We start from the raw sequence: 22,509 nt of genomic DNA on the forward strand, positions 1-22,509 counted from the left end.
CATGCGGCTAGATAAATTTTTAGTGGATTGTGGCGTGGGGAGTAGGACCGAGGTCAAGCAGCTTCTCAAGCAAAAGAAAATCGCAGTGAATGGGAAAAAAGAGACAGCAGGGAAGCTACAGATTGATCCAGCCAAGGATCAGGTGACCTTTATGGGGGAAAATCTGGTCCATGAAACCTTTGTGTATTATCTGCTTCATAAACCAGCTGGAGTCATCTCAGCGACTGAGGATGACCATCACCAAACTGTCTTGGATCTATTGGATGAGACAGCCCGTCACAAGGAAGTCTTTCCTGTCGGGCGCCTAGATATCGATACCCATGGCTTGCTCCTTTTGACCAATAATGGTAAGCTCGCCCATGCCATGCTTTCACCGAAGAAGCATGTGTCGAAGGTCTACCGTGCCCAGGTGGCTGGGATCATGGATGAGGCAGATGTGGCCCGTTTTGAAGCAGGCATTGCCCTCAAAGACTTCACGACTTTGCCTGCGAGATTGCAGATCTTAGAGGTGGATGAGGCAAGCGCCAGTTCCTATGTCGAAATTGAAATTGCAGAAGGAAAATTCCATCAGGTCAAGCGCATGGTCGCTGCCTGTGGCAAGGAAGTAGTGGATTTAGAGCGAATTTCTATGGGTCCTCTAAGGCTAGATCCAAATTTAGAGCTTGGGGACTGGAGACGGCTGAATGAGTCTGAATTGAAATCTATCAGTATATTTGGGATCAAACTTTAAGTTAGTACAATGTTAAAGTTAAAAATTGGATAATTACAATATATAAGGAGTTTGTAGTGAATTACTTTAATAATTTATTTATAGTTTTAATGCCAGTTATTGTTGGTGCATTGATTTCAATTGTTCCTAATATGATAAATAAGAAAATTGAAAATAAAAATAAGTTAAAAGAAGACAATAGAAATATTAAGTTACAAAACTATGTAGAATTAATAGATCTATTAACAATAGTGTTGAAGAATCCAGGAGTTAATTTTGAACAAATTATTTCTAAAATAAATATAGTAAACATGATTGGCAGTGTGGAAGTAGTTTATACGTTAAATGAATATATTCAAACATGGGGAGGTTGCACTTCACAAGAGGATCAAAATACTAAATATTTTCAATTACTCATTGCGATGAGGAAAGATATTGGTATTGACGAAGGGGATCTGTCTAAGCTTTCTACAATAGGGTTACTTGATATCCAACGAGTGAGTTGATATTATGGAGATGTTTTTTCTTGCTTAAGTTTATGTACAAACTAACTTTTAAAATCATCAAGCTACTGTATTTTCTATTTGTTTGACAAACGGGATCAATCCTGATAGAATAAGAAGGTCGAATAGACAACTAACTCTTTCTTGGTAGCAGGCTATGCCAAACCTGCCACTCGGATAGAGCATAAAGAAAAGGAGCTTATCATGGCAATCTCAAAAGAGAAAAAAAATGAAATCATTGCACAATACGCACGTCACGAAGGTGACACTGGTTCAGTAGAAGTACAAGTTGCTGTCCTTACTTGGGAAATCAACCACTTGAACGAACACATCAAACAACACAAAAAAGACCACGCTACTTACCGTGGTTTGATGAAGAAAATCGGTCGCCGTCGTAACTTGTTGGCTTACCTTCGTACAAACGACGTTAACCGTTACCGTGAGTTGATCAACTCTCTTGGACTTCGTCGTTAATCTTGCGTCTAAAACGTTTCTATACTTCGTTGACTTCGCCTCGATGTACCATCAGTACAATCTTCGGCTCGGCGCCTTGTCTAGAAACGTTTTATCCAGCAAGAATGGAGCCTTCTGAATTCAGGGGGCTTTTTTATTGAGGTTTTATCGGCCACAATTTTGGAGACTACAAAAACTCAAATAGTAGCAGTCTGCAAGCTCCCTCGGAGAGCCTACACTTTACGAAGTAAAGTATAGTGGGTTATACTTTACATGGAAGTAGTCACCGAATTCTAGCTAGAAATTACTTTGTAACTACGTTTTGAGGAGGAGTAAAATGCTTTCCTACGTTCGACATTACCCACTAGCGATAGCTAAATTAATGTGTCTGTGCTTCCCTAAAATCTGCTGATTTATTACTGACTAATACAGGAGTTTTTTATGGGACAGACAATCATATCTGCTATTGGTGTTTATATTTCCACCAGTATCGATTATTTAATTATTTTAATTATTTTATTTGCACAGCTATCACAGAATAAACAGAAATGGCATATTTATGCGGGGCAATATCTAGGCACAGGCTTACTTGTAGGGGCGAGTTTAGTTGCTGCTTATGTCGTCAATTTCGTGCCTGAAGCATGGATGGTTGGATTGCTTGGTTTAATCCCTATCTATTTAGGGATTCGCTTTGCAATTGTTGGAGAAGGTGAGGAAGAAGAGGAAGAAATTATTGAAAGATTTGAACAAAGCAAGGCAAATCAACTGTTTTGGACAGTTACATTGCTGACAATTGCGTCTGGCGGAGATAATTTAGGTATCTATATACCTTATTTTGCTTCGTTAGATTGGTCACAGACACTCGTGGCGTTGCTTGTGTTTGCAATCGGCATAATTATCTTTTGCGAGCTTAGTCGTGTGCTATCCTCTATGCCGTTAATATCTGAGACAATTGAAAAATATGAGCGAATCGTTGTGCCCTTAGTATTCATTACACTTGGACTATACATCATGTATGAAAATGGCACGATAGAGCCTACAATCTTCGGTTCGTCGCCTTCTCTAGAACGGTTTTATCCAGTATAATCTTCGGCTACGGTTTCTAGCATCGTAAGGTAAAATAGACCAGATCGATCTCCCTTCGGGGAGATTTTTTGTTTTGTTGTCTTTTCCTTTTCGCACAAGATCCATCATTCTGAGGAAGTCGTTTTGTTTGACAGATGTAATGAACAGTGTTACAATGGATACATCTTAAGAAATAGAGGTTACTGATATGATTGAAATTACATATCTAGATGGTGCAAAACATGAAAGAGTCATGCATTTTGATTCCTATGAAGAGTTTGAACGATCCCAACAGACCTGCTTGATTGGTGTAGCGGATTACTATCCCGTACAAAAATTGACCTATAATGGTCACGAACTCGATTACCACGGAACTTACGGAGATGTCTTCTTCTATTTGATGAAGCAAGACCTCGATCAATACAAAAACTAAAGGAGAAAAACAATGGTAAAAGCAATTACAGATGCAACATTTGAAGCAGAAACGAAAGAAGGATTAGTCTTGGTAGACTTTTGGGCAACCTGGTGTGGTCCATGTCGCATGCAAGCTCCTATCTTAGAAAAATTATCGGAAGAACTTTCGGAAGATGAGTTAAAAATCCTGAAAATAGATGTGGATGAAAATCCTGAAACAGCGCGTGCTTTCGGCATTATGTCTATCCCAACCTTACTCTTTAAAAAAGATGGACAGGTGGTCAAACAAGTTGCAGGGGTACACACTGCAGCACAAATCAAGTCTATTGTGGCTGAGTTGAGTTAAAAAGCAAAAAAGCTAAAGAAGAATGAACCTTCTTTAGCTTTTTTTGTTATTCCTTGTTCGAATGATGTTTTCCAGCTCTAATTGCTTCAGCTTCACTCATTGTGATAACTTTGTCCTTACGAGTATTTGATGGCATATTATTAATATTGTACCAATAGGCAGGTGATTTTCCATATTGAGCAACATAGACGATACGTTGTTCCTGGGCAGCAGCTTGTTGAGCAGCAGCAGCTTGTTGTGCTTCTACTTTAGCTTTTTCATTAATTGCATTTTGTACACGTCCGATGCGTTCAGTTAACGTAGCTTTTACTGTTGGATCAACAATTTGCTCGACAGCTGCTTGTGCCGGGGCAACGTTATCTTGAATTTGATTATTTTCTAGTTGTTGTACATAAGATTCAGCTTGCTCCGCAAGTTGTTTTGCTTCAGCCTCTTTCTTTTCACGTTCTTCTTTTTCTTTTCGTTCCTGTTCTTCTTTCGCCTTTTTCTCGCGTTCTTCTTGTTCTTTTCGTTCTTGCTCCTCCTTTGCTTTTTTCTCTTTTTCTGCTTTCTCCTGTTCGTCGCGTTCTTTTTTTGCTTTTTCTTCTTTTTGAACGAAACCTACCTGTTTTTCAGTTTCTTTCTGAGAAGCTTCATTTTGATTTGAGCAAGCTCCAAATAATAACGCAATTAAGATTGTTAAAATCAACCGTTTTTTCATAATGTTACTCCCTTCGGATATTTATCCAAGAATTATCATACCATAATATAAAAGCGCTTTCAATCACTAACTGGTAACATTTTTATAAAAAAATCAGACTTAGATTAAACTAAGTCTGAAAATTGTTCTTATTCTCCCAATTCTGCACTGTAAGCAATGATTTGATCGACAGTGTCTGAAAGGAATTGGATGGTATCCCGAAGTGGTTTGTCTGTTGAAATATCTGCTCCGATAATCATAGCAGACTCAAGTGGGGTCTTGCTACCGCCTGATTTAAGGAGATCTAGCCAATCTTTAGCTCCGTTTTCGGAGTTCTTCAAATGCAGGTAACCAGCGGTTGAGATAACTAGGCCAGCTGAGTAGGTGTAGCTGTATAGTCCCATGTAGTAGTGGCTTTGGCGCATCCATGTTAGAGCTGCATCGTCATCGATTTCAACAGCGTCTCCCCAGAATTCGGTCAAGACTTCCTTCATGATGCTGTTGAGCTTGCTAGCGCCGAAGGTTCCACCTTCTTCAATCAGGGTGTAGACCTTGCGTTGGAAGGCCGCTTCCAACAAGTGGGTGATGAAGTTGTGGAAGTAGGTGTCTGTCAAGCGGTGAGCTAAGGCAAAGCGTTTTTGACGAGGATCGTCAAACTGGTGTTCCAAGTAGTCGCTGAGGAGGAGCTCGTTAAAGGTAGAAGGAGCTTCCACATAGTAGGTCGACATGTGGGCGTTGAAGTAGCTTTGGTTGTTATCTGAGAAGATGAATTGACCAGAGTGTCCGATTTCGTGGATTAAGGTATAAACATCGCTCATCCGTCCTGTCCAACTCATCAAGACATAAGAATGGACACGATAGGGGTCAGCTGCATAACCACCGGAATCCTTGCCTTCATTGGCAGCGAAATCAACCCAGCGTTCGGTTTGGTAGCGGGCAATTTCGCGGGAATATTCTTCCCCAAGAGGTGCCACAGATTTCATGACCAAGTCATAGGCATCATCAATAGTAACATCTGGGTTGAGCGCACTGTCCAAATCCAACTTCCAATCAGCGAAAGTCATTTTTTCAAGGCCGTTGACCTTGGCTACGTGTTTGAGGAATTTTTGAGCGACTGGAGCGAAATCCTTCATGATCAGGTCAATCTGACGGTCAAACATAGAACGATCCACTTCCTGCTCAGCTAAGAGATAGTCAAAGACAGAGTCGTAGCCTCGCATATCTGCGATCAGTTTTTCAGACTTAACTTGAGCTAGATAGGTAGCAGCAGCTGTGTTTTGGTGCTTGCGGAGACCTTCTGAGAAGGAACGAAAGGCTTTTTCACGGATTTCCGCATTCTCATGGTTTTGGTAGAAGTTTTCATAGGTAACAAAGCTATTCTTGTAAACTTTTCCATCGACTTCGAAATCAGCCATTTCAAAGTCACCTGCCCGCATCTTGGTATAGATGTCTTGCGGTCCGTAGAAGACTTCACCCAGGTTGGTCAGAGTTTTTTCTACGTCAGCTCCCAAGTAGTGAGCTTTTTTGATTTTAGCCTGACGAATGGCAAAAGTGAGGTGAGGGAGTTGACCCAGGCGTTCAAGGACTTCTTCATCCGCTTCTACCAAAGCATCATCAAAGAAGGAAAGTTCAACGCTCGCCCAAGTTTCGAAATCCATCCCTGCTTGGGCAATTTCTGCAAAAGCTTCATCCCCAAAGTCCGTCGTTTGGGGCATAAAGCTGTAGTTGCCAATGTGGCTGAGTTGGATCTGAATTTGTTCAAAGACTGTAAAGGCAGCTTCAAAGTCTTCAAAGGTGTGGAGGTTGCCTTTGTAGTTACGGACAAATTCATTGATTTCTTCACGTGTTTTTTCAATGGCACGCAAGAAGTCTTCCTGGTCTTGGTAGAGGGCTGTGAGGTCCCAGAGTTCGTTCTCAGGAAATTCAGAACGTTTTTTTAATTCCATAGTGTTCTCCTTTTGATCAAATAACTATACTAAGTATATCAGAAAAAAGGGCAGAAACATAGAGGAAGAGGGGAAAATGCTTGTGTGAAAATCTTGAAAAGAGCTGGAAAAAAGTTAAGATTAAAAAACTTAAGTTTAACCACTATATTTAGGTAAGGCATGGATTGGAATTTCGCTGATATACTTAGTACATCAGAGTATTGCATTTCATGCAATACTCAACACTAATGGCTCTAAAGAATATAAGGATTGCTTAATAATTTTTTGTGGCAATTCTTATATTCAAAATTTTAGTAAAATGTTGCTAATTAGTGATAGAGGAGGTTATTAATGGAAACAAGAGAAGAAATTGTCTCTAAATTAGAACTCATTCGTGAGAATATATTGGGATTTATTCAAGCCCGTTCACGTCAAGTTACACTTGTTAATCAAATGAGAACAGCCAAATTGATTCAACAAGATGAATATAACGAAAACACATTGTCTCATAAATCCCTCAAGCTTGCTTTTTCAATTATGGTATTTTCAAGTATTTCGATACTATTAGGGGATTTATTGTATGTCATCTTACTTGGTGCTGTGAATCGATTAATCGGTGATATTATCTTTGAAGTTTTGTTCTTATCGGGATTTTTATTTCTATTATTTCGTCGTATGAAAGGTTCAAAGGATAGCTGGATTTATCCAGCGACACTGATTATGGGAGGGATCTTACTTGTATTCCCTCTACGTTTGCTTTTGACTCCTAATCCTATAACATTAATTCTACTTGGAGTGTCAATTGTAGCCACTTATTTTATCATTCAAAATAAGCTGGAATTAATGATTGCGTTTGTGAATAAAGGTATTCGTAATAAAAATGAACAGCATTTAAGAGATTACCAAGCAGTGGTTGCAGAAAATCAACGATTAGAATTGGCCTATCAGCAAGAGGGACGTTTGATGGAAAATTTCCGGAATCAAGCTGTAGCAATTGGTCAAGGATGGTACCCTAAGGATTATTACGCACTAGATGCAGTGAATTATCTAATTCACGCGTTTAATAACTTTAAAGCAGATAACATAAAAGAAGCGATTAATTTATATGATACATATTTAGACCGAGAAGCACGTCGAGCCTTTGAGGCAGAGATGATCGAACTTGAGAAAGAGCAGATTATTAATCAAGAACGGATGATCAAGCTTCAAGAACATGCAAATATTTTAAGTGCAAGACAAATTGCAGAAACACAAGAAGCAGCTGCTGCATCACGTGCTGTAGCAAGTGAACTTGAGAATATTCGTTATGGAAGATAAGAAATCCGGGATAAATAGGTAGGGAAGTAAATAGAAGGAATATAATTATGAATAAAACAACAAAGAAAAGTATTGCTATCGGTGCTACTATTATTGCCGCTACTGCTGTAACTTCAGTTGTACAAGCTGAAGAAGCGCCAGTTGCTCAACCTCAGACAGGGACATCAGCAACTGTTTCAAATATTGACCATACTGCTGAGGTTACAAAAGAGGCAGTTGATACAGCAAAAGAGCAAGCTGATGCTGCGGCTAAAACGGTAACAGAACAAGAAAAGGTTGTCAGTGCAGCGGATCAAAAGGCTAAGGAAGCGGAAGCTGCTGAAAAAACGGCAGCAGCAACCTATGAAAAAACAAAAGAAGCTGCGAGGGAAGCAACTCCTGAAAATATTGCAAAAGCTGAAGAAGCCATTAAAACAAAAGAGGCTGGTGTGAAATCAGCTGAAGAAAGTGTAAAAACGGCTGAAGAAGGTGTGAAATCAGCTGAGACAGCGGAAGCCGAATCAGGAAAAACTTATGAAGAGGCTACTAAAAAAGTAGACGATGAAAAAGCAAAAGTCGCTTTAGGCAAGGAAGAAGTGAAGAAGGCAGAACAAGCTCTTAATGAGACAACACTGACCAGAGCACAGGAGACAGTGACGATTGCGGGAAATAAACTGAAAGATGCAGAGTCTGTGAATAAAGCAGCTCAAGACGAATTGACTCGTGCAAAAGAATTCGACGCATCTCGTCAAGCTAAAATCGATGAAACAAAATCAGCTCTCGATAAAGAACGTACTGAAAAGAACATTCCTGCACTCGAACAAGGTCTTGCTGATGCAAAAGCTAATGTTCAAGCAAAAGAAAAAGCTCTTGCTGAAACAAAAGCCAAAGTCGGCGTAGCTCAAGCTGAAGTTGATGAGGCTCAAAAAGCTCTTGACAAAGCAAACGCGGACTATCAAGAAAAAGTTGCTAAGTTGGAACAAGATAGAGCTCTCCGTAAAATCGTTATTCCTGCTGAATACGCAAAACACGACATTAAAGACTACGAATGGTTCATCGCTCATCAAGATGAATACATGAAATTGCAACCAGAAACAGATTATAGCCAAACTGGCATTGGTGTTAACGGAGAAATCGTTGATTTAGCAAATCTCACAGCGGCTCAACGTAAAGAAATTGCTGAATTTGTATCTCAAATGTTGAACGACCTCAACCAACAATATTGGTCACAACGCGAACCAGGCAAAACCATCACACCAATCCAATTGACAGTTGGTGGTCAAGAATTTGCAGACGCTATCGCTCGTGGATATTCTAAATTCTACGAAGACAATGGCGGAACTCCTGATAAATTCAACTTCGGTAAAAACTGGGGGCACCAACTCTCAATTCTCCGTCAATATGGAGCATCTGAATCACTCGGTGGGCTTTTGCCAGAATGGCATAAAGAAAATATGGGCGGATATACAATGTTGAACCTTAAACAGGAGATTGCAGGTGATATTCGTATGATGATGTTCCAAGATGGTAATCAAGCAAACGGTCACGCTAAACACTTGATTTCCCTTGAAGGTTCGGGCATTGGATTCAGCGTAAGCTCCGGATCACTCCACATCTTATCAACAAACCGTCCAACAAATCAAGACAAAGCTGATTACCTTAGCACTGATCAAGAATACAACGATTCTGTGAAACATTCAGTTGAAAAAGAAGAACAAGCGCTTCAAGCAGCTAAAGCTAAGAAAGCAACTGCTGACCAAGCCGTTACATCTGCTGAAAATGACCTTGCTTCGGCAAAATCAGCTCAAGTTGACGCTCAAACTAAATTGAACGCTGCTCAAAATGCTATCGCTAAAGCTCAAAAAGCTTACGATGACGCTCTTGTTGTCAAAGAACAAACTCCTGCAGCTCAAGCTAAAGTTGCTGAAACTGCGAAAGCTCTTGAAGCAGCTAAAGCTGAACTCGCAACCGCTCAATCAAATCTTGAAAACTTGCAACAAGTTCGTGCACAACGTGAATCTGAATTGAAAGACGCTAAAGCTAAATTGGTTGCTCAAGAAGAAGTTTTGAAACAAGCCCTTCAGGCAGCTCTTGATGCAGAAAATGATTTGAAAGCAAAAGGTCTTGCAACAACTGAAGCTAAAGCTCAAGTGGAACGTTCTAAACAAGCTGTTAAATCAGCTGAACAAGCTGTACAAGACGCAAAAGATTATCTTGAATTGCTTAAGAGCGCACCTGTGAAACTTGCTGAAGCTGAAAAAGCATTGACTGAGGCAAAAGCTAAAACAGCTGAAGCTAAAGCAACTCTTGAAACAGAAATTGCCAAACTTGAAGCTTTGAAATTGAAAGCGAAAGCATCTCAAGAAGACTACACTCGTGTCTTCGAAGCTTACCAAAAACTCGTTAAAGCGAAACAATGGGAAGAAACAATTCGTCGTGAACAAGAACGTATCAAACACGAAGAAGAAACTCGTCGCAACGAACCAGTTCGTCATGAACCAACTGAAAACAAAGTGATGAAGACAACTGTCCCAATCGTAACAGGAACACCTGGTGCAATCACACCGGCAACACCTCAAGTTAACCCAACTAAACAAGCAAACACGAAAGAATTACCGTCAACTGGTGAATCTGCAAGTGCACTTGGACTTATGGGCGTAGCTATGATGGCTCTAGGTTTTGTTGGATTGAAACGCAAACGCGAATCAAAATAAAAATTCTATTTAGGCTGGGGAAACCCAGCCTAAAATGATATAATTTTAAGAAAAAGATAGTTAAATGGGGAATTTTTTATGAAAAAGGTTATGATTTCACTACTGGCGGGTGCGTCCGTTCTAGCTCTGGTGGCTTGTACGCCCAAACGCTATGAACGCCAAAGTAAACCAAAGACAGCAACGTCATCAGCTGTCAAAAAAGAAAAGAAGGATACAGGTCAGAAGTATTATCAAGAGGTTTTGGAGCGGTATGCTAAGTATGATACTGCTCTTAAAAATGGGGATAAAGCAGGCCTCTTTGCGGAATTAGGTAAAATACAATCTGGTTCAGAAGAAAGCATCTATCTAGATGCTTTGGAGCGCTTAGGAACTCCGGTAACCTTCCAATACGCTTTTACAGACTTGAACAAAGATGGTGTGGATGAGCTCTTGGTGTCCAATCAATACACTGGAAACAAACAGTATGTTTCTGCTATCTATTACCTCAAGGGTCAAAAAGCTGAATTGCTCCATACAGCTTATACAGCTGCGGTGGGTGGTTATCGCTCCAGCTTAGAAGTTTTCGACAATGGACAAATCGTCTATGCCACTTGGCAATCTCTTAATCCAGAAATGGAATTGACCCTTTATTCGCTAGGAAAAGGGGAAGCCAAGGAAGAAAAGAAAGCAACCATTCAAATTGGTGGTGACCAAACAGCAGAACAAGCTCTTGGGATTTCAGCCAAGCAGTTGGACCTCAGTAAGCTGGACTGGAAAACTTTTGAAGGTTCAGGGGATTCCAAATCAGCAGCAAAATCGGAAGAGAAAAAATCGGAAAGCTTCCAAGTACAAGTCAGTGTGTCGGATCTCCGTATTCGAAAAGAGCCATCGACTTCTGCACCATCTGCGGGAATGATCGCAAAAGGAACTCACACCATTACGGAAACAGTAGAGGCAGATGGCCATACCTGGGGCAAATTGGAATCTGGACAAGGCTGGATCGCCCTTGAATTCACAACGCGCGTGGATGGTTCTAAATCAGCAAGCTCAAGTAAAAAAAGCAGCGGAATGAATATTCAAGAGATTCAGAACGGAAATTTCTCAAGTATCGCAGGAACCTGGAGAAATGGGAAAGGGATGAGTGTAACATTTGATGATAACGGTATATCAAAGATCAATGGTGAACCAACAGACCAGGTTGTAGACCGCTTTAATCATGAATTTGGATACTTAAGCAGTAGTGTTCATTCAACTGCCCCAGCTGGTGCTTCAGCAATGAGTTTTTTCCCAGCAGGTCAAGAGTTTCCCGCATCATTAAAATATGGAAATTTTTCTGTTGATAATAGCAAGGATATTATTTATTGGGGTCAAAATGTTATTTCAGATCAAAGCGACTTGTTCTATAAGGAAGACTAAAAAAGGTTAGAAAATTAACTTATATTTGCTAGTGGTCTCTTCATTGATACTGAGTAAATAGATTTTCTTTGATAGAGTAGGATAAAAAAATAGGAGATATTATGAAAAAATTTATTATTTTATTTTTAACAGTTGGTTCGATAATTTCCCTAGCAGCTTGTGCTCCCAAACGCTATGAGCGCAAGCACAGTCCAGTAGGAGCCTCATCGGTTAAAAAATCATCTGATAAAGCCCAAGAAAAAGAGCAAACCGAAGGAGATAAGTCAGATGAACATGATAAAGAAGCCATTGGGACCTTGTCAAAAGCGGACCAAGCGGATATCTATTCGATTATTGAAAACAGTGCGTCTTTGACCTATTCACTTCAGGTGCAACCGACTCGCTTGCTAGAGTTGAATAATGACCACGGCGCGGTTGATGGTTACCCACAAGACATGTTCATTGATTACTACAATACCTACACGCCTGGGACCTATAATCTGCAAGATGTCATTGATAAATTAGATGCAGAAGAAACATCGGACTCAATCCGCAGTCTTTCACAAGACAAGCTGATCCAGCTTACAAATGAAAAGAAAGACGGCTGGATCTATTCGACAAAAGACAAGGCCTTCTACGAAATTGTACCTGGTGGTCGTGGCGGAGCGATGCCACCGATGGAAATCCCTTCACCGGATGAATGGGTGATCAATGAAAATTCAGTTGAAGTGACCACATCGATCCAAGGGACTTCTGAACCATACAGACGTTTTGTCTTGAAACGAAACAATAAGGACTACAAGGGTGGAACACATAAAACACGCTTTTATGTCGACAGCACTGAATTCGCAAAATCGTAAAAATAATCAGAAGCTATATCTAGCTCTAAAATTTTTATATAGAACTTGCTGAAGAATCAAAGAAAAAGGCCCTCAAAGCCTTTTTCTTTTGGGCTTGAATATGTTAAAATAAAAGGTATACGTGCTTGGATACAAAGATGAGGATATAACAGACAGATAGGCTGTTGAAATTCCTATCTCGTTGAGTTGCTTGACGGCTTGGTATCTTGAGTAATTGAACCCGGCCGAAAAGCCGTGTAAAAAAGATAAACTGTCTTGTCTTCATCGAAGACTTCGTCAGTTTCCTATTTTTACTTTGCTTTTGACGGCCTTGGTATCTTGATAGTTGAACACGGGCTAAATCCCTAGTGAAAAAGATAGATTTCCTAGTGTGCGTGGCACACTGCGTCAATCTCCTATTTTCATACGGGATTCTTCACGCCCTTTGTATCCTGATGAACTGAATTTTGGCCTCATTTCTTAGGAAAAAAGATAAGCTTCCTAGCACTCATCGAGTGCGGCGTCACCTTCCTATTTTTCTACAGAAATGTTCGGCAAGCCGAACCGTCCAAAATATCTTGATCTTTGTAGGCAAGTCGTATAATTTTATCAATCCAAAGGGGATTACAATGACAAAACAAGTGTTTCAAACGACTTTTGCGGGTCGTGAGTTGATCGTAGAGACTGGTCAGGTTGCCAAGCAAGCAAATGGCTCTGTTGTCGTGCGTTATGGTGAGTCAACTGTCTTGACGGCAGCTGTCATGTCTAAGAAAATGGCAACTGGGGATTTCTTCCCACTTCAAGTCAACTACGAAGAAAAAATGTATGCGGCTGGGAAATTTCCTGGTGGCTTTATGAAACGGGAAGGACGCCCTTCTACAGATGCGACCTTGACAGCGCGTTTAATTGACCGTCCGATCCGTCCAATGTTTGCGGAATGTTTCCGTAACGAAGTGCAAGTCATCAACACAGTCCTTTCTTACGATGAAAATGCATCTGCACCAATGGCAGCCATGTTTGGTTCTTCCTTGGCACTTTCTATCTCAGATATTCCATTTGACGGACCAATCGCTGGGGTACAAGTGGGCTATGTTGACGGGGAAATCATCATCAATCCAACGCAAGAACAAGCAGAGCGCTCTCTTCTTGAATTGACAGTAGCTGGTACCAAACACGCTATCAATATGGTAGAGTCTGGTGCCAAAGAATTGTCAGAAGAAATCATGTTGGAAGCTCTTCTTAAAGGGCACGAAGCCGTTAAAGAATTGATTGCCTTCCAAGAAGAAATCGTTGCGGCAGTTGGGAAAGAAAAAGCAGAAGTTGAATTGCTTCATGTAGATGCTGACTTGCAGGCTGAAATCATCGCAGCCTACAACAGCGACCTTCAAAAAGCAGTTCAAGTTGAAGAAAAATTGGCGCGTGAAGCTGCAACTCAAGCAGTGAAAGACCAAGTCACAGCAGTTTACGAAGAAAAATATGCCGACCACGAAGAATTTGACCGCATCATGCGGGACGTGGCTGAAATCTTGGAACAAATGGAACACGCAGAAGTGCGCCGTTTGATTACAGAAGACAAGGTTCGTCCGGATGGTCGTAAGGTCGATGAAATCCGTCCGTTGGATGCACAAGTGGACTACCTTCCTCGCGTACACGGTTCGGGTCTCTTCACGCGTGGACAAACGCAAGCTCTTTCTGTCTTGACCTTGGCACCAATGGGTGAAACGCAAATCATCGATGGTTTGGATCCAGAGTACAAGAAACGCTTTATGCACCACTATAACTTCCCACAATACTCTGTAGGGGAAACAGGTCGTTACGGTGCGCCTGGTCGTCGTGAAATTGGTCACGGTGCTCTTGGTGAGCGTGCCCTTGCTCAAGTATTGCCAAGCTTGGAAGAATTCCCATATGCGATTCGTTTGGTAGCAGAAGTTTTGGAATCAAACGGTTCTTCATCTCAAGCCTCTATCTGTGCGGGAACACTTGCCCTTATGGCGGGTGGTGTGCCAATCAAGGCGCCAGTAGCAGGTATTGCAATGGGTCTCATTTCTGATGGAAATAACTATACCGTATTGACAGATATCCAAGGTTTGGAAGACCACTTTGGCGATATGGACTTTAAGGTTGCAGGTACGCGTGACGGGATTACAGCCCTTCAAATGGATATCAAGATCCAAGGGATTACTGCGGAAATCTTGACTGAAGCTTTAGCTCAAGCCAAGAAAGCTCGTTTTGAAATCCTTGATGTGATCGAAGCAACCATTCCGGAAGTGCGTCCAGAATTGGCTCCAACTGCTCCGAAAATTGATACCATCAAGATTGATGTGGACAAGATCAAGATTGTCATCGGTAAAGGTGGAGAAACCATCGATAAGATCATCGCTGAAACAGGCGTTAAGATTGATATCGATGAAGAAGGAAATGTATCGATCTACTCAAGCGACCAAGATGCCATCAACCGTGCTAAGGAAATCATTGCTGGTTTGGTTCGTGAAGCGAAGGTGGATGAAGTCTACCATGCCAAAGTGGTTCGGATCGAGAAATTTGGTGCCTTTGTCAACCTTTTTGACAAGACGGACGCCCTCGTTCACATCTCTGAAATGGCTTGGACGCGTACCAACCGTGTCGAAGACTTGGTAGCCATCGGCGATGAAGTGGATGTGAAGATTATCAAGATTGACGAAAAAGGTCGTGTCGATGCTTCTATGAAGGCACTATTGCCACGTCCGCCAAAACCTGAACATTCAGAAGAAAAAGGTGAAAAGGGTCCTCGTCATGGCGATCGTCCTCGTCACCACAATAAAGACCACAAACCTAAAAAAGACTTTACCATTACACAAAAAGATTCAGAATAAGCATTAGAAAAGGAGGAGCACGGTATGGGATGGTGGCGTGAAACCATCAATATTGTAAAAGAAAATGACCCAGCAGCGCGTACCTCGCTGGAGGTCCTTTTGACCTATCCGGGAGTCAAAGCACTGGCAGCTCACCGTGTTTCCCACTTTTTGTGGAACCATGGCTTTAAGCTCTTGGCGCGGATGCATAGTCAGTTCTGGCGTTTTTGGACTCAGATTGAGATCCATCCAGGTGCGACCATTGCTTCTGGTGTCTTTATCGACCATGGAGCGGGCCTCGTTATCGGGGAAACGGCCATTGTCGAAAAAGGCGTTATGCTATACCACGGGGTGACCCTTGGGGGAACAGGGAAGGATGTCGGGAAACGCCATCCAACGGTTCGTGAAGGAGCCTTGGTCTCCGCTCATGCTCAGGTCATCGGTCCTATTGAGATTGGGGCCAAGGCCAAAGTAGGAGCGGGAGCGGTCGTCGTCTCCGATGTACCGAGTGATGTGACTGTTGTCGGAGTCCCTGCTAAAATTGTTCGTGTTCACGGTAAGAAGGATGAGCCAGTCATTCACCAAGAAGAAGAAAAACGCGAATACTACATGAACAAGCTGGAGCATGCTAAGGAAGCCAGTCATCGGTCTTCTAGCTTGTAAGGAGATCGCTACGTGATTCAAGCAACCAATACATTGAATGACCACCAACTACTGGAAGCAAAGGCCTTTATTGCCATCTGTCAGAAGGATGACGGAACTTTTCGGGATCCTTATCTCTCCAATATGCTCAATTTTGATCCCGATATGCCCGCCTTTTTCCTTTATTACGAAAAAGGTGAACTTGTTGGCCTATTAACCGTCTATGCGGATGACCAAGATGTTGAAGTAGCGATTCTGGTCCACCCCAATCATCGTCGTCAAGGCATTGCGCGTGCTTTGTATAGAAGTTTTGAGACAGAAACGGCATCTTATCCCATTGAATCTGTGACTTTTCAGACAGAGCGTGTTTTTTTAGAGCGCCATCCTGAGTTTGCCAGCAATTGGGGACTGGTCGAGGATGAAGAGACAGAAACCTGGTTAGGACGTGATCGAACCGCTTATGCATTAGATTCCCGTTCGGATGTCGGTGTGCTCTTGGCGGAACCTTCTTATCTTGAAGCCATTGCCCAGCTCCACCACCAAACCTTCTCAGATGAAGTGGAAGCACCGGAAGTGAGCCACAGATACATTTCAGAGGCCTTGAAGGATCCTGATAGTCTGCTGTACATATTACTCAAAGAAGGTCAAGTGATTGGCGTTTGTACGGTCGATGTATCTGGAAAATGCAATTACCTTTATGGACTTGCGATTGCTGAAGTCTATCGTGGGCAAGGTTACGGAAGCTATCTAGCAAAATCCCTCGTCAACCAACTCATTGAGCAAAATGATAAGGAATTTCAGATTGCAGTGGAAGATAGCAATGTAGGTGCCAAACGCTTGTATGAAAAGATTGGCTTTATCAAACAGACTCAGGTGGTTTACTTGAAGCCAAAAGAGTAGAAACAGAAAGGAAATGAAGCGTGTTAAAAATTTATGATACTATGTCTCGTGATTTGCGAGAATTTATCCCCATCGAGGAAGGAAAGGTCCGCATGTATGTTTGTGGGCCAACGGTTTACAACTATATCCACGTAGGGAATGCCCGCTCAACAGTGGCCTTTGACACGATTCGTCGCTACTTTGAGTATCGTGGCTACGAAGTTGCCTACATTTCCAACTTTACAGATGTGGATGATAAGATCATTAACCGTGCCAAAGAAGAAGGCATTACGCCACAGGAAGTGGCAGACAAGTATATTGCGGCCTTCCGTGAGGATGTAACGGCTCTTGGCGTGAAACCTGCAACCCGCCACCCTCGTGTGGTCGAGTTTATGGATGACATCATTCGTTTTGTCGCTGACTTGATCGAAAAAGGCTATGCTTATGAGAGTCAAGGCGATGTCTATTTCCGTGTGGAAAAATCCCACAACTATGCTAAGTTAGCCAATAAAACCCTAGAAGACTTGGAGCTAGGCGCTTCAGGTCGGACAGATGAGGAAACAGCTCGCAAAGAAAATCCAGTCGACTTTGCCCTCTGGAAAGCTGCCAAACCAGGTGAGATTTCTTGGGACAGCCCTTGGGGACCTGGTCGTCCGGGTTGGCACATCGAGTGTTCGGTCATGTCGACGGGAATTTTAGGGGATACTATTGATATCCACGGTGGTGGAGCCGACCTTGAGTTTCCACACCATACTAATGAAATTGCCCAGTCTGAAGCTAAAACAGGCAAGACTTTTGCCAATTACTGGATGCACAATGGCTTTGTCAATATTGATAATGTCAAGATGTCCAAGTCATTGGGCAACTTTATCACCGTGCATGATGCATTGAAGACTATCGACGGCCAAGTGCTTCGCTTCTTCTTTGCGACCCAGCACTATCGCAAGCCCATTAACTTCACAGAAAAAGCGGTGCGCGATGCGGAGACCAACCTCAAGTATTTGAAAAATACCTATGAGCAACCGTTCACAGGAGAAGTAGATCCAGCAGACTTGCAAGGCTTTGTGGACAAGTTTATCGTGGCTATGGATGAAGATATCAATGCGGCAAACGGCATCACTGTCGTCTTTGAATTGGCCAAATGGATCAATTCAGGTCACTACAATCAAGACGTCAAAGATGCCTTGACCAAGATGTTAGAAGTCTTTGGAGTGGTCTTTGTCGAAGAAGTCTTGGATGCGGATATTGAAGCCTTGATCGCTGAACGTCAGGAAGCGCGGGCTAAGAAAGATTTTGCGCGAGCAGATGCCATTCGCGATGAATTGGCTGCACAAGGAATCAAGCTCTTGGATACAAAAGAAGGTGTAAGGTGGACACGTGATTGATGTCAATCTAATCAATGGGATTGCCCTTGCCTTTGAGGGAGATGCGGTCTATTCCATGTATATTCGCAGACACCTGATTTTTCAAGGTATGACCAAGCCTAATAAGCTTCACCAGGCTGCCACCCGCTATGTCTCTGCTAGGGCTCAGGCCAGCTTGATTGAAAGCATGCTGGAGCAAGAAATTCTGACGGAAAAAGAGTTGGAGATCTACAAGCGCGGTCGCAATACCAATAGCCATACCAAGGCCAAAAATGCGGATGTCGTGACCTATCGCATGTCGACGGGCTTTGAGGCTGTCATGGGCTATCTCCATATGACGGGGGAGTTCTCTCGTCTAGAAGAGCTGATTGACTGGTGCATCCAGCAAGTAGAAGAAGGAAGAAAGCAGTGAAAAATATCAGAGAGTGGTTTCCTCATGCAGAGGTGACGGATCAAGCCAATCCACCAGCTGGTTATGTAGCCATTCCCCTTCAGGCTCATCAATGGCTGCTGCTGAAGGAAGAAGAGCTAACCGAGCGAGAAAAACAATTGATTTCCTGGTTGGGTGGTGAAGAAGAGGTTGCCCCTAATCCTTGGTACCAGTACCTGATCGATGGAAAGGGAGAAGCCCCTCAAGTCATCAAAAAAATGCAGCTCGTCTATTGCCACCTCTCGCATTCAACAGCAGAAGGGACGGCTTCTTGGTTAGAGATGATGCAGACACTCTTGCCCAACTTTCGGGCAGTCTTGCAACTGAGTGGACAGGACTATGTACTCATTCTAGATCAAGAGCAGTCGCTGGTTGTGGCTGATATCTTAAAAGATACCGTCTCTGCCATGGAGTATGATTTCAACATTCGCTTATCCATCATGGTCGGGCAAATATGGACTGAGTCAAAAGCTGGGAAAGTATCTCCGGTTATCCGAGCAGAACAGGCCGTCTTTCGAGCTTGGATTCGAGAAGGTCATCAAGGTGTCTATCGCTTTTCTCAACTCTATCTGTGGGGAATCGAGCAGGCAGATTTGGATCTCACTCCAATCAAGGCAAGTTTGCATCAGTTGATTGAAAGTCAAGATCAATTGCAAGACATCATTGTTGCTCTTTGGGACAATGGGGCAGTTGTAACCAAGGCCGCCCAGCAACTCTATCTCCACCGCAATTCGCTCCAATACAAGATTGACAAGTGGGAGGAGTTGACGGGTCTTCAGTTGAAAAATCTGACAGATCTAGCCCTGTGCTATCATTTGGTCTTACCAGATGTGATTTAAACGAAATAAATCCAGAGTTTTGTGCAACTTGCACAAAACTCTTTTTCTTTTTTGTGAGACTTGCCATAGATTTGTAAAACGTTTTCATTTACAATAGAACTATAAAAATCAAAGGAGTACCATCATGGTAGAATTGAATCTTAGTCACATTTATAAAAAATATCCAAATAGCGAACATTACTCAGTTGAAGACTTCAACTTGGACATCAAAGACAAAGAATTTATCGTTTTCGTAGGTCCTTCAGGATGTGGTAAATCAACGACTCTTCGTATGATCGCTGGTCTTGAAGACATCACAGAAGGTGAATGTTCAATCGATGGTACTGTTGTAAACAACGTGGCACCTAAAGACCGTGATATCGCCATGGTATTCCAAAACTACGCTCTTTACCCACACATGACTGTGTACGATAACATGGCATTTGGTTTGAAATTGCGTAAATACAGCAAGGAAGATATCGACAAACGTGTACAAGAAGCAGCTGAAATCCTTGGCTTGAAAGAATTCTTGGATCGTAAACCAGCTGACCTTTCTGGTGGTCAACGTCAACGTGTAGCCATGGGACGTGCTATTGTCCGTGATGCAAAAGTATTCTTGATGGACGAACCTTTGTCAAACTTGGATGCGAAACTTCGTGTATCCATGCGTGCTGAAATTGCGAAAATCCACCGTCGTATCGGAGCTACAACGATCTACGTAACTCACGACCAAACAGAAGCGATGACATTGGCTGACCGTATCGTTATCATGTCTGCTACTAAAAACCCTGCAGGTACTGGTACAATTGGACGTGTAGAACAAATCGGAACTCCACAAGAAGTGTACAAAAGCCCAGTCAACAAATTCGTAGCTGGATTCATCGGAAGCCCTGCGATGAACTTCATTAACGTGAAATTGGAAGGTGGACACATCGTTGCTAATGGATTGAATTTGAAAGTTCCAGAAGGTGCTTTGAAAGTCTTGAAAGAAAAAGGCTATGATGGTAAAGAATTGATCTTTGGTATTCGTCCAGAAGACGTGAATACAGAAGCTGCATTCCTTGAAACTTTCCCAGAATCAGTTGTGAAAGCTACGATCTCTGTGTCTGAGTTGCTCGGTTCTGAATCTCACTTGTATTGCCAAGTTGGTGACAACGAATTCATCGCTAAAGTGGATGCGCGTGACTACCTTGGAACTGGTGCAACCATCGAACTTGGATTTGACTTGAACAAAGCTCACTTCTTCGACAAAGAAACTGAAAAAACAGTATACTAATACCTACTGATACTATAGAGACTGAGACGATTTGTCTCGGTCTCTTTCATTTTAAGGAGACAAAATATGGAAAAAGACTGGTGGAAGGGGAAAGTTGCTTACCAGATCTACCCAAAAAGCTTTAAAGATAGCAATGGTGATGGTGTTGGGGATTTAAACGGCATCACGGAGAAACTCGATTACCTTCAAGACTTAGGAATTGATATTCTCTGGCTTTCCCCTATTTACAAGAGTCCGTTTATTGACCAGGGCTATGATATTTCAGACTATTATGCCATTGATCCCCTCTTTGGGACCATGGAAGATATGGAAGAGTTGATTGCGGAAGGTAAGAAGCGGGGCATTTTCATCATTATGGACTTGGTGGTTAACCACTGTTCCAGTCATCACGAGTGGTTCCAAAAGGCTTTAGCAGATCCAGATGGTCCTTATGCGGACTACTTTTACTTCATCGAAAGTGACAAAGAACCCAACAACTGGGAAAGTTACTTTGGGGGTAGTGTTTGGGAGCCGGTTCCTGGCACCAATAAGTACTATCTCCATTCTTTCCATAAGGACCAGCCAGACCTCAATTGGCAAAATCCTGTCTTGCGCGAAGAAATTTACAAGATGATCAACTGGTGGTTGGACAAGGGAATTGCGGGCTTTAGGATCGATGCTATTATCAATATCAAAAAAGATCTAGAATGGCGTTCTCTTCCGTCTGATCGCGAAAATGGCTTGGTCCCAGTACCGGAGTCTCTAGTGAATGCCCAATCGATTGAACCGTTCTTGCAAGAGTTAAATGAGCGAACCTTCGCCAAGTATAATGCCTTCACAGTAGGGGAAGTGTTCAATGAAACCGACGAAGAATTGCATTTCTTCATCGGGAAAGACGGTGTCTTCTCTTCCATCTTTGACTTTAAACAAACCATGCTGGGGCAAGAAGGAAAAGGCTGGTTTGACCATGCTCTTCCAACAGCAGATGAACTCAAGGAAAGTATTTTCAAAGCCCATGAGCGCGCGGATAGCATTGGGGTTCTTTCGACCATTATTGAAAACCACGACGAACCTCGTGGCGTGTCCCATTATATTGCGGAAGGTCCGGTAAACGATACCAGTAAAAAAGCTCTAGGAACCATTCAGGTTTTACGTAAGGGAATTCCTTTTATCTATCAAGGCCAAGAAATTGGAATGGAAAACCAAGTCTTTGAATCGGTGGAGGATTTTGATGATATTGCGACCATCAATGGTTATCATGTTGCTAAAGAAGCTGGTTTGAGCGAGGAAGAAGCCTTAGCTGCGATTGCTAAATACAGCCGGGACAATGCGCGGACACCCATGCAGTGGACAAAAGAGCCAGGTCTGGGCTTTAGCGATGGGTCAGCCTGGTTGATCAGTCCCAAACCAAATGTTGCCATCAATGTGGAAGATCAGGAAAAGGATCCAAATTCCATCTTGAATTATTACCGGCAGCTGACGGCCTTGTATCGCCATCCCCTCTATGGAAATACTATCCGATTTGGAGATATGATCCCAGCGTATCGGGACCGTGAAAACATCATCGCCTTTGAACGCCGTGGGGACAAACGTCTCTTGGTTGTCAGCAATTTCCAAAATCGCCAGGCCACCTTGGAGTTGCCAGCTCCGATTAAAACGGTCGTTTTAAATAATACAGCAGGATTATTCCAAGAAGGAGACCAAGTGCTCGAATTGACCCCTTACCAAACTGTTGTGTTGGAATTGGTGGAATAAGGAGAAACTTTGCATCAGTATTAGGATTTAATGTAGAATAGTATTTTCATTAAATATTCTGGAGAAATTAATAAAAGTTTTCTATACTTTAGAATCAATCAAGTATAAACTGAAACTTTCCGCTGTGAGAAAAGTGTTTGAAACATTATTGTTTCAAACACTCGGGAGTTTTGAGACCTTAGGCTCAAAACTAAGTCATGGAACTTCGAAGAAGTTCG

General features: G+C 42.4%; 20 protein-coding genes. 18 read left to right on the plus strand and 2 right to left on the minus strand.

The window, feature by feature from the left end:
* Window position 1 precedes the first annotated feature (1 nt).
* The 6 genes from M1G14_RS04000 to trxA all read left to right on the plus strand — a co-directional run bounded on the left by M1G14_RS04000 (window position 2) and on the right by trxA (window position 3,490).
* Window positions 2-730 (plus strand): pseudouridine synthase, encoded by a 729-nt coding sequence (locus tag M1G14_RS04000; RefSeq protein WP_247919788.1) that lies wholly within the window; start codon window positions 2-4, stop codon window positions 728-730.
* Between the two features lie 56 nt (window positions 731-786).
* Entirely contained in the window at window positions 787-1,215 is a 429-nt protein-coding gene (locus tag M1G14_RS04005) for a hypothetical protein (protein WP_031576193.1), read from the plus strand.
* A gap of 201 nt (window positions 1,216-1,416) precedes the next feature.
* Window positions 1,417-1,686, plus strand: coding sequence for a 30S ribosomal protein S15 (rpsO, locus tag M1G14_RS04010; protein ID WP_003004251.1), 270 nt, complete (start codon window positions 1,417-1,419; stop codon window positions 1,684-1,686).
* Window positions 1,687-2,106: 420 nt separating this feature from the next.
* Window positions 2,107-2,751, plus strand: a complete 645-nt coding sequence (locus tag M1G14_RS04015; RefSeq protein ID WP_003010035.1) for a CadD family cadmium resistance transporter — start codon at window positions 2,107-2,109, stop codon at window positions 2,749-2,751.
* Window positions 2,752-2,938: 187 nt separating this feature from the next.
* On the plus strand, window positions 2,939-3,163 hold the full coding sequence (locus tag M1G14_RS04020; protein WP_247919787.1) for a DUF4649 family protein: 225 nt from the start codon (window positions 2,939-2,941) through the stop codon (window positions 3,161-3,163).
* Window positions 3,164-3,175: 12 nt separating this feature from the next.
* On the plus strand, window positions 3,176-3,490 hold the full coding sequence (gene trxA, locus M1G14_RS04025) for a thioredoxin (protein WP_247919786.1): 315 nt from the start codon (window positions 3,176-3,178) through the stop codon (window positions 3,488-3,490).
* 46 nt (window positions 3,491-3,536) lie between these two features.
* On the opposite strand, the gene M1G14_RS04030 is transcribed toward trxA, so the two are convergent.
* Entirely contained in the window at window positions 3,537-4,190 is a 654-nt protein-coding gene (locus M1G14_RS04030) for a hypothetical protein (protein WP_247919785.1), read from the minus strand.
* 128 nt (window positions 4,191-4,318) lie between these two features.
* The gene (gene pepF / locus M1G14_RS04035) at window positions 4,319-6,115 is read right to left on the minus strand and encodes an oligoendopeptidase F (RefSeq protein ID WP_247926305.1); all 1,797 of its coding nucleotides are present in this window, start codon (window positions 6,113-6,115) and stop codon (window positions 4,319-4,321) included.
* A gap of 330 nt (window positions 6,116-6,445) precedes the next feature.
* On the opposite strand from pepF, the gene M1G14_RS04040 reads away from it, so the two are divergent.
* From M1G14_RS04040 to M1G14_RS04095, 12 genes are all read left to right on the plus strand, one after another.
* Window positions 6,446-7,411 carry a hypothetical protein gene (locus M1G14_RS04040; RefSeq protein WP_024054789.1) on the plus strand — a complete coding sequence of 322 codons (966 nt, stop codon included), beginning with the start codon at window positions 6,446-6,448 and terminating at the stop codon, window positions 7,409-7,411.
* A 47-nt stretch (window positions 7,412-7,458) separates the two neighbouring features.
* Entirely contained in the window at window positions 7,459-10,104 is a 2,646-nt protein-coding gene (locus M1G14_RS04045; protein WP_247926306.1) for an SEC10/PgrA surface exclusion domain-containing protein, read from the plus strand.
* 78 nt (window positions 10,105-10,182) lie between these two features.
* Window positions 10,183-11,499 carry a DUF6287 domain-containing protein gene (locus tag M1G14_RS04050; RefSeq protein ID WP_042759817.1) on the plus strand — a complete coding sequence of 439 codons (1,317 nt, stop codon included), beginning with the start codon at window positions 10,183-10,185 and terminating at the stop codon, window positions 11,497-11,499.
* A 101-nt stretch (window positions 11,500-11,600) separates the two neighbouring features.
* The gene (locus M1G14_RS04055) at window positions 11,601-12,338 is read left to right on the plus strand and encodes a hypothetical protein (RefSeq protein ID WP_049523567.1); all 738 of its coding nucleotides are present in this window, start codon (window positions 11,601-11,603) and stop codon (window positions 12,336-12,338) included.
* A gap of 608 nt (window positions 12,339-12,946) precedes the next feature.
* The gene (pnp, locus tag M1G14_RS04060; protein WP_049523569.1) at window positions 12,947-15,169 is read left to right on the plus strand and encodes a polyribonucleotide nucleotidyltransferase; all 2,223 of its coding nucleotides are present in this window, start codon (window positions 12,947-12,949) and stop codon (window positions 15,167-15,169) included.
* 24 nt (window positions 15,170-15,193) lie between these two features.
* Window positions 15,194-15,811, plus strand: a complete 618-nt coding sequence (cysE, locus tag M1G14_RS04065) for a serine O-acetyltransferase (protein ID WP_049475175.1) — start codon at window positions 15,194-15,196, stop codon at window positions 15,809-15,811.
* Window positions 15,812-15,823: 12 nt separating this feature from the next.
* Window positions 15,824-16,690, plus strand: coding sequence for a GNAT family N-acetyltransferase (locus M1G14_RS04070; RefSeq protein ID WP_049475174.1), 867 nt, complete (start codon window positions 15,824-15,826; stop codon window positions 16,688-16,690).
* Window positions 16,691-16,710: 20 nt separating this feature from the next.
* Window positions 16,711-18,054 (plus strand): cysteine--tRNA ligase, encoded by a 1,344-nt coding sequence (gene cysS, locus M1G14_RS04075; protein WP_003004399.1) that lies wholly within the window; start codon window positions 16,711-16,713, stop codon window positions 18,052-18,054.
* Window positions 18,047-18,445 carry a Mini-ribonuclease 3 gene (locus M1G14_RS04080; protein WP_049475172.1) on the plus strand — a complete coding sequence of 133 codons (399 nt, stop codon included), beginning with the start codon at window positions 18,047-18,049 and terminating at the stop codon, window positions 18,443-18,445. Before cysS ends, M1G14_RS04080 begins: the two co-directional genes overlap by 8 nt.
* Window positions 18,442-19,302 (plus strand): helix-turn-helix domain-containing protein, encoded by an 861-nt coding sequence (locus M1G14_RS04085; protein ID WP_049475171.1) that lies wholly within the window; start codon window positions 18,442-18,444, stop codon window positions 19,300-19,302. The genes M1G14_RS04080 and M1G14_RS04085 overlap by 4 nt, the downstream gene beginning before the upstream one ends.
* Before the next feature lie 124 nt (window positions 19,303-19,426).
* The gene (locus M1G14_RS04090) at window positions 19,427-20,557 is read left to right on the plus strand and encodes an ABC transporter ATP-binding protein (protein WP_247926307.1); all 1,131 of its coding nucleotides are present in this window, start codon (window positions 19,427-19,429) and stop codon (window positions 20,555-20,557) included.
* A gap of 66 nt (window positions 20,558-20,623) precedes the next feature.
* Complete coding sequence (locus tag M1G14_RS04095; RefSeq protein ID WP_247926308.1) at window positions 20,624-22,291, plus strand: alpha-glucosidase; 1,668 nt, start codon at window positions 20,624-20,626, stop codon at window positions 22,289-22,291.
* Window positions 22,292-22,509: the final 218 nt, after the last annotated feature.

This window comes from Streptococcus parasanguinis, from assembly GCF_023109675.1.
Classification (GTDB): domain Bacteria; phylum Bacillota; class Bacilli; order Lactobacillales; family Streptococcaceae; genus Streptococcus; species Streptococcus parasanguinis_I.

Excerpts from the sequence above, each read along its gene's own strand:
- M1G14_RS04000 (WP_247919788.1), top strand. The coding sequence starts at position 2 with ATGCGGCTAGATAAATTTTTAGTGGATTGTGGCGTGGGGAGTAGGACC.
- rpsO (WP_003004251.1), top strand. The coding sequence starts at position 1,417 with ATGGCAATCTCAAAAGAGAAAAAAAATGAAATCATTGCACAATACGCA.
- M1G14_RS04015 (WP_003010035.1), top strand. The coding sequence starts at position 2,107 with ATGGGACAGACAATCATATCTGCTATTGGTGTTTATATTTCCACCAGT.
- M1G14_RS04020 (WP_247919787.1), top strand. The coding sequence starts at position 2,939 with ATGATTGAAATTACATATCTAGATGGTGCAAAACATGAAAGAGTCATG.
- trxA (WP_247919786.1), top strand. The coding sequence starts at position 3,176 with ATGGTAAAAGCAATTACAGATGCAACATTTGAAGCAGAAACGAAAGAA.
- M1G14_RS04030 (WP_247919785.1), bottom strand. The coding sequence starts at position 4,190 with ATGAAAAAACGGTTGATTTTAACAATCTTAATTGCGTTATTATTTGGA.
- pepF (WP_247926305.1), bottom strand. The coding sequence starts at position 6,115 with ATGGAATTAAAAAAACGTTCTGAATTTCCTGAGAACGAACTCTGGGAC.
- M1G14_RS04040 (WP_024054789.1), top strand. The coding sequence starts at position 6,446 with ATGGAAACAAGAGAAGAAATTGTCTCTAAATTAGAACTCATTCGTGAG.
- M1G14_RS04045 (WP_247926306.1), top strand. The coding sequence starts at position 7,459 with ATGAATAAAACAACAAAGAAAAGTATTGCTATCGGTGCTACTATTATT.
- M1G14_RS04050 (WP_042759817.1), top strand. The coding sequence starts at position 10,183 with ATGAAAAAGGTTATGATTTCACTACTGGCGGGTGCGTCCGTTCTAGCT.
- M1G14_RS04055 (WP_049523567.1), top strand. The coding sequence starts at position 11,601 with ATGAAAAAATTTATTATTTTATTTTTAACAGTTGGTTCGATAATTTCC.
- pnp (WP_049523569.1), top strand. The coding sequence starts at position 12,947 with ATGACAAAACAAGTGTTTCAAACGACTTTTGCGGGTCGTGAGTTGATC.
- cysE (WP_049475175.1), top strand. The coding sequence starts at position 15,194 with ATGGGATGGTGGCGTGAAACCATCAATATTGTAAAAGAAAATGACCCA.
- M1G14_RS04090 (WP_247926307.1), top strand. The coding sequence starts at position 19,427 with ATGGTAGAATTGAATCTTAGTCACATTTATAAAAAATATCCAAATAGC.
- M1G14_RS04095 (WP_247926308.1), top strand. The coding sequence starts at position 20,624 with ATGGAAAAAGACTGGTGGAAGGGGAAAGTTGCTTACCAGATCTACCCA.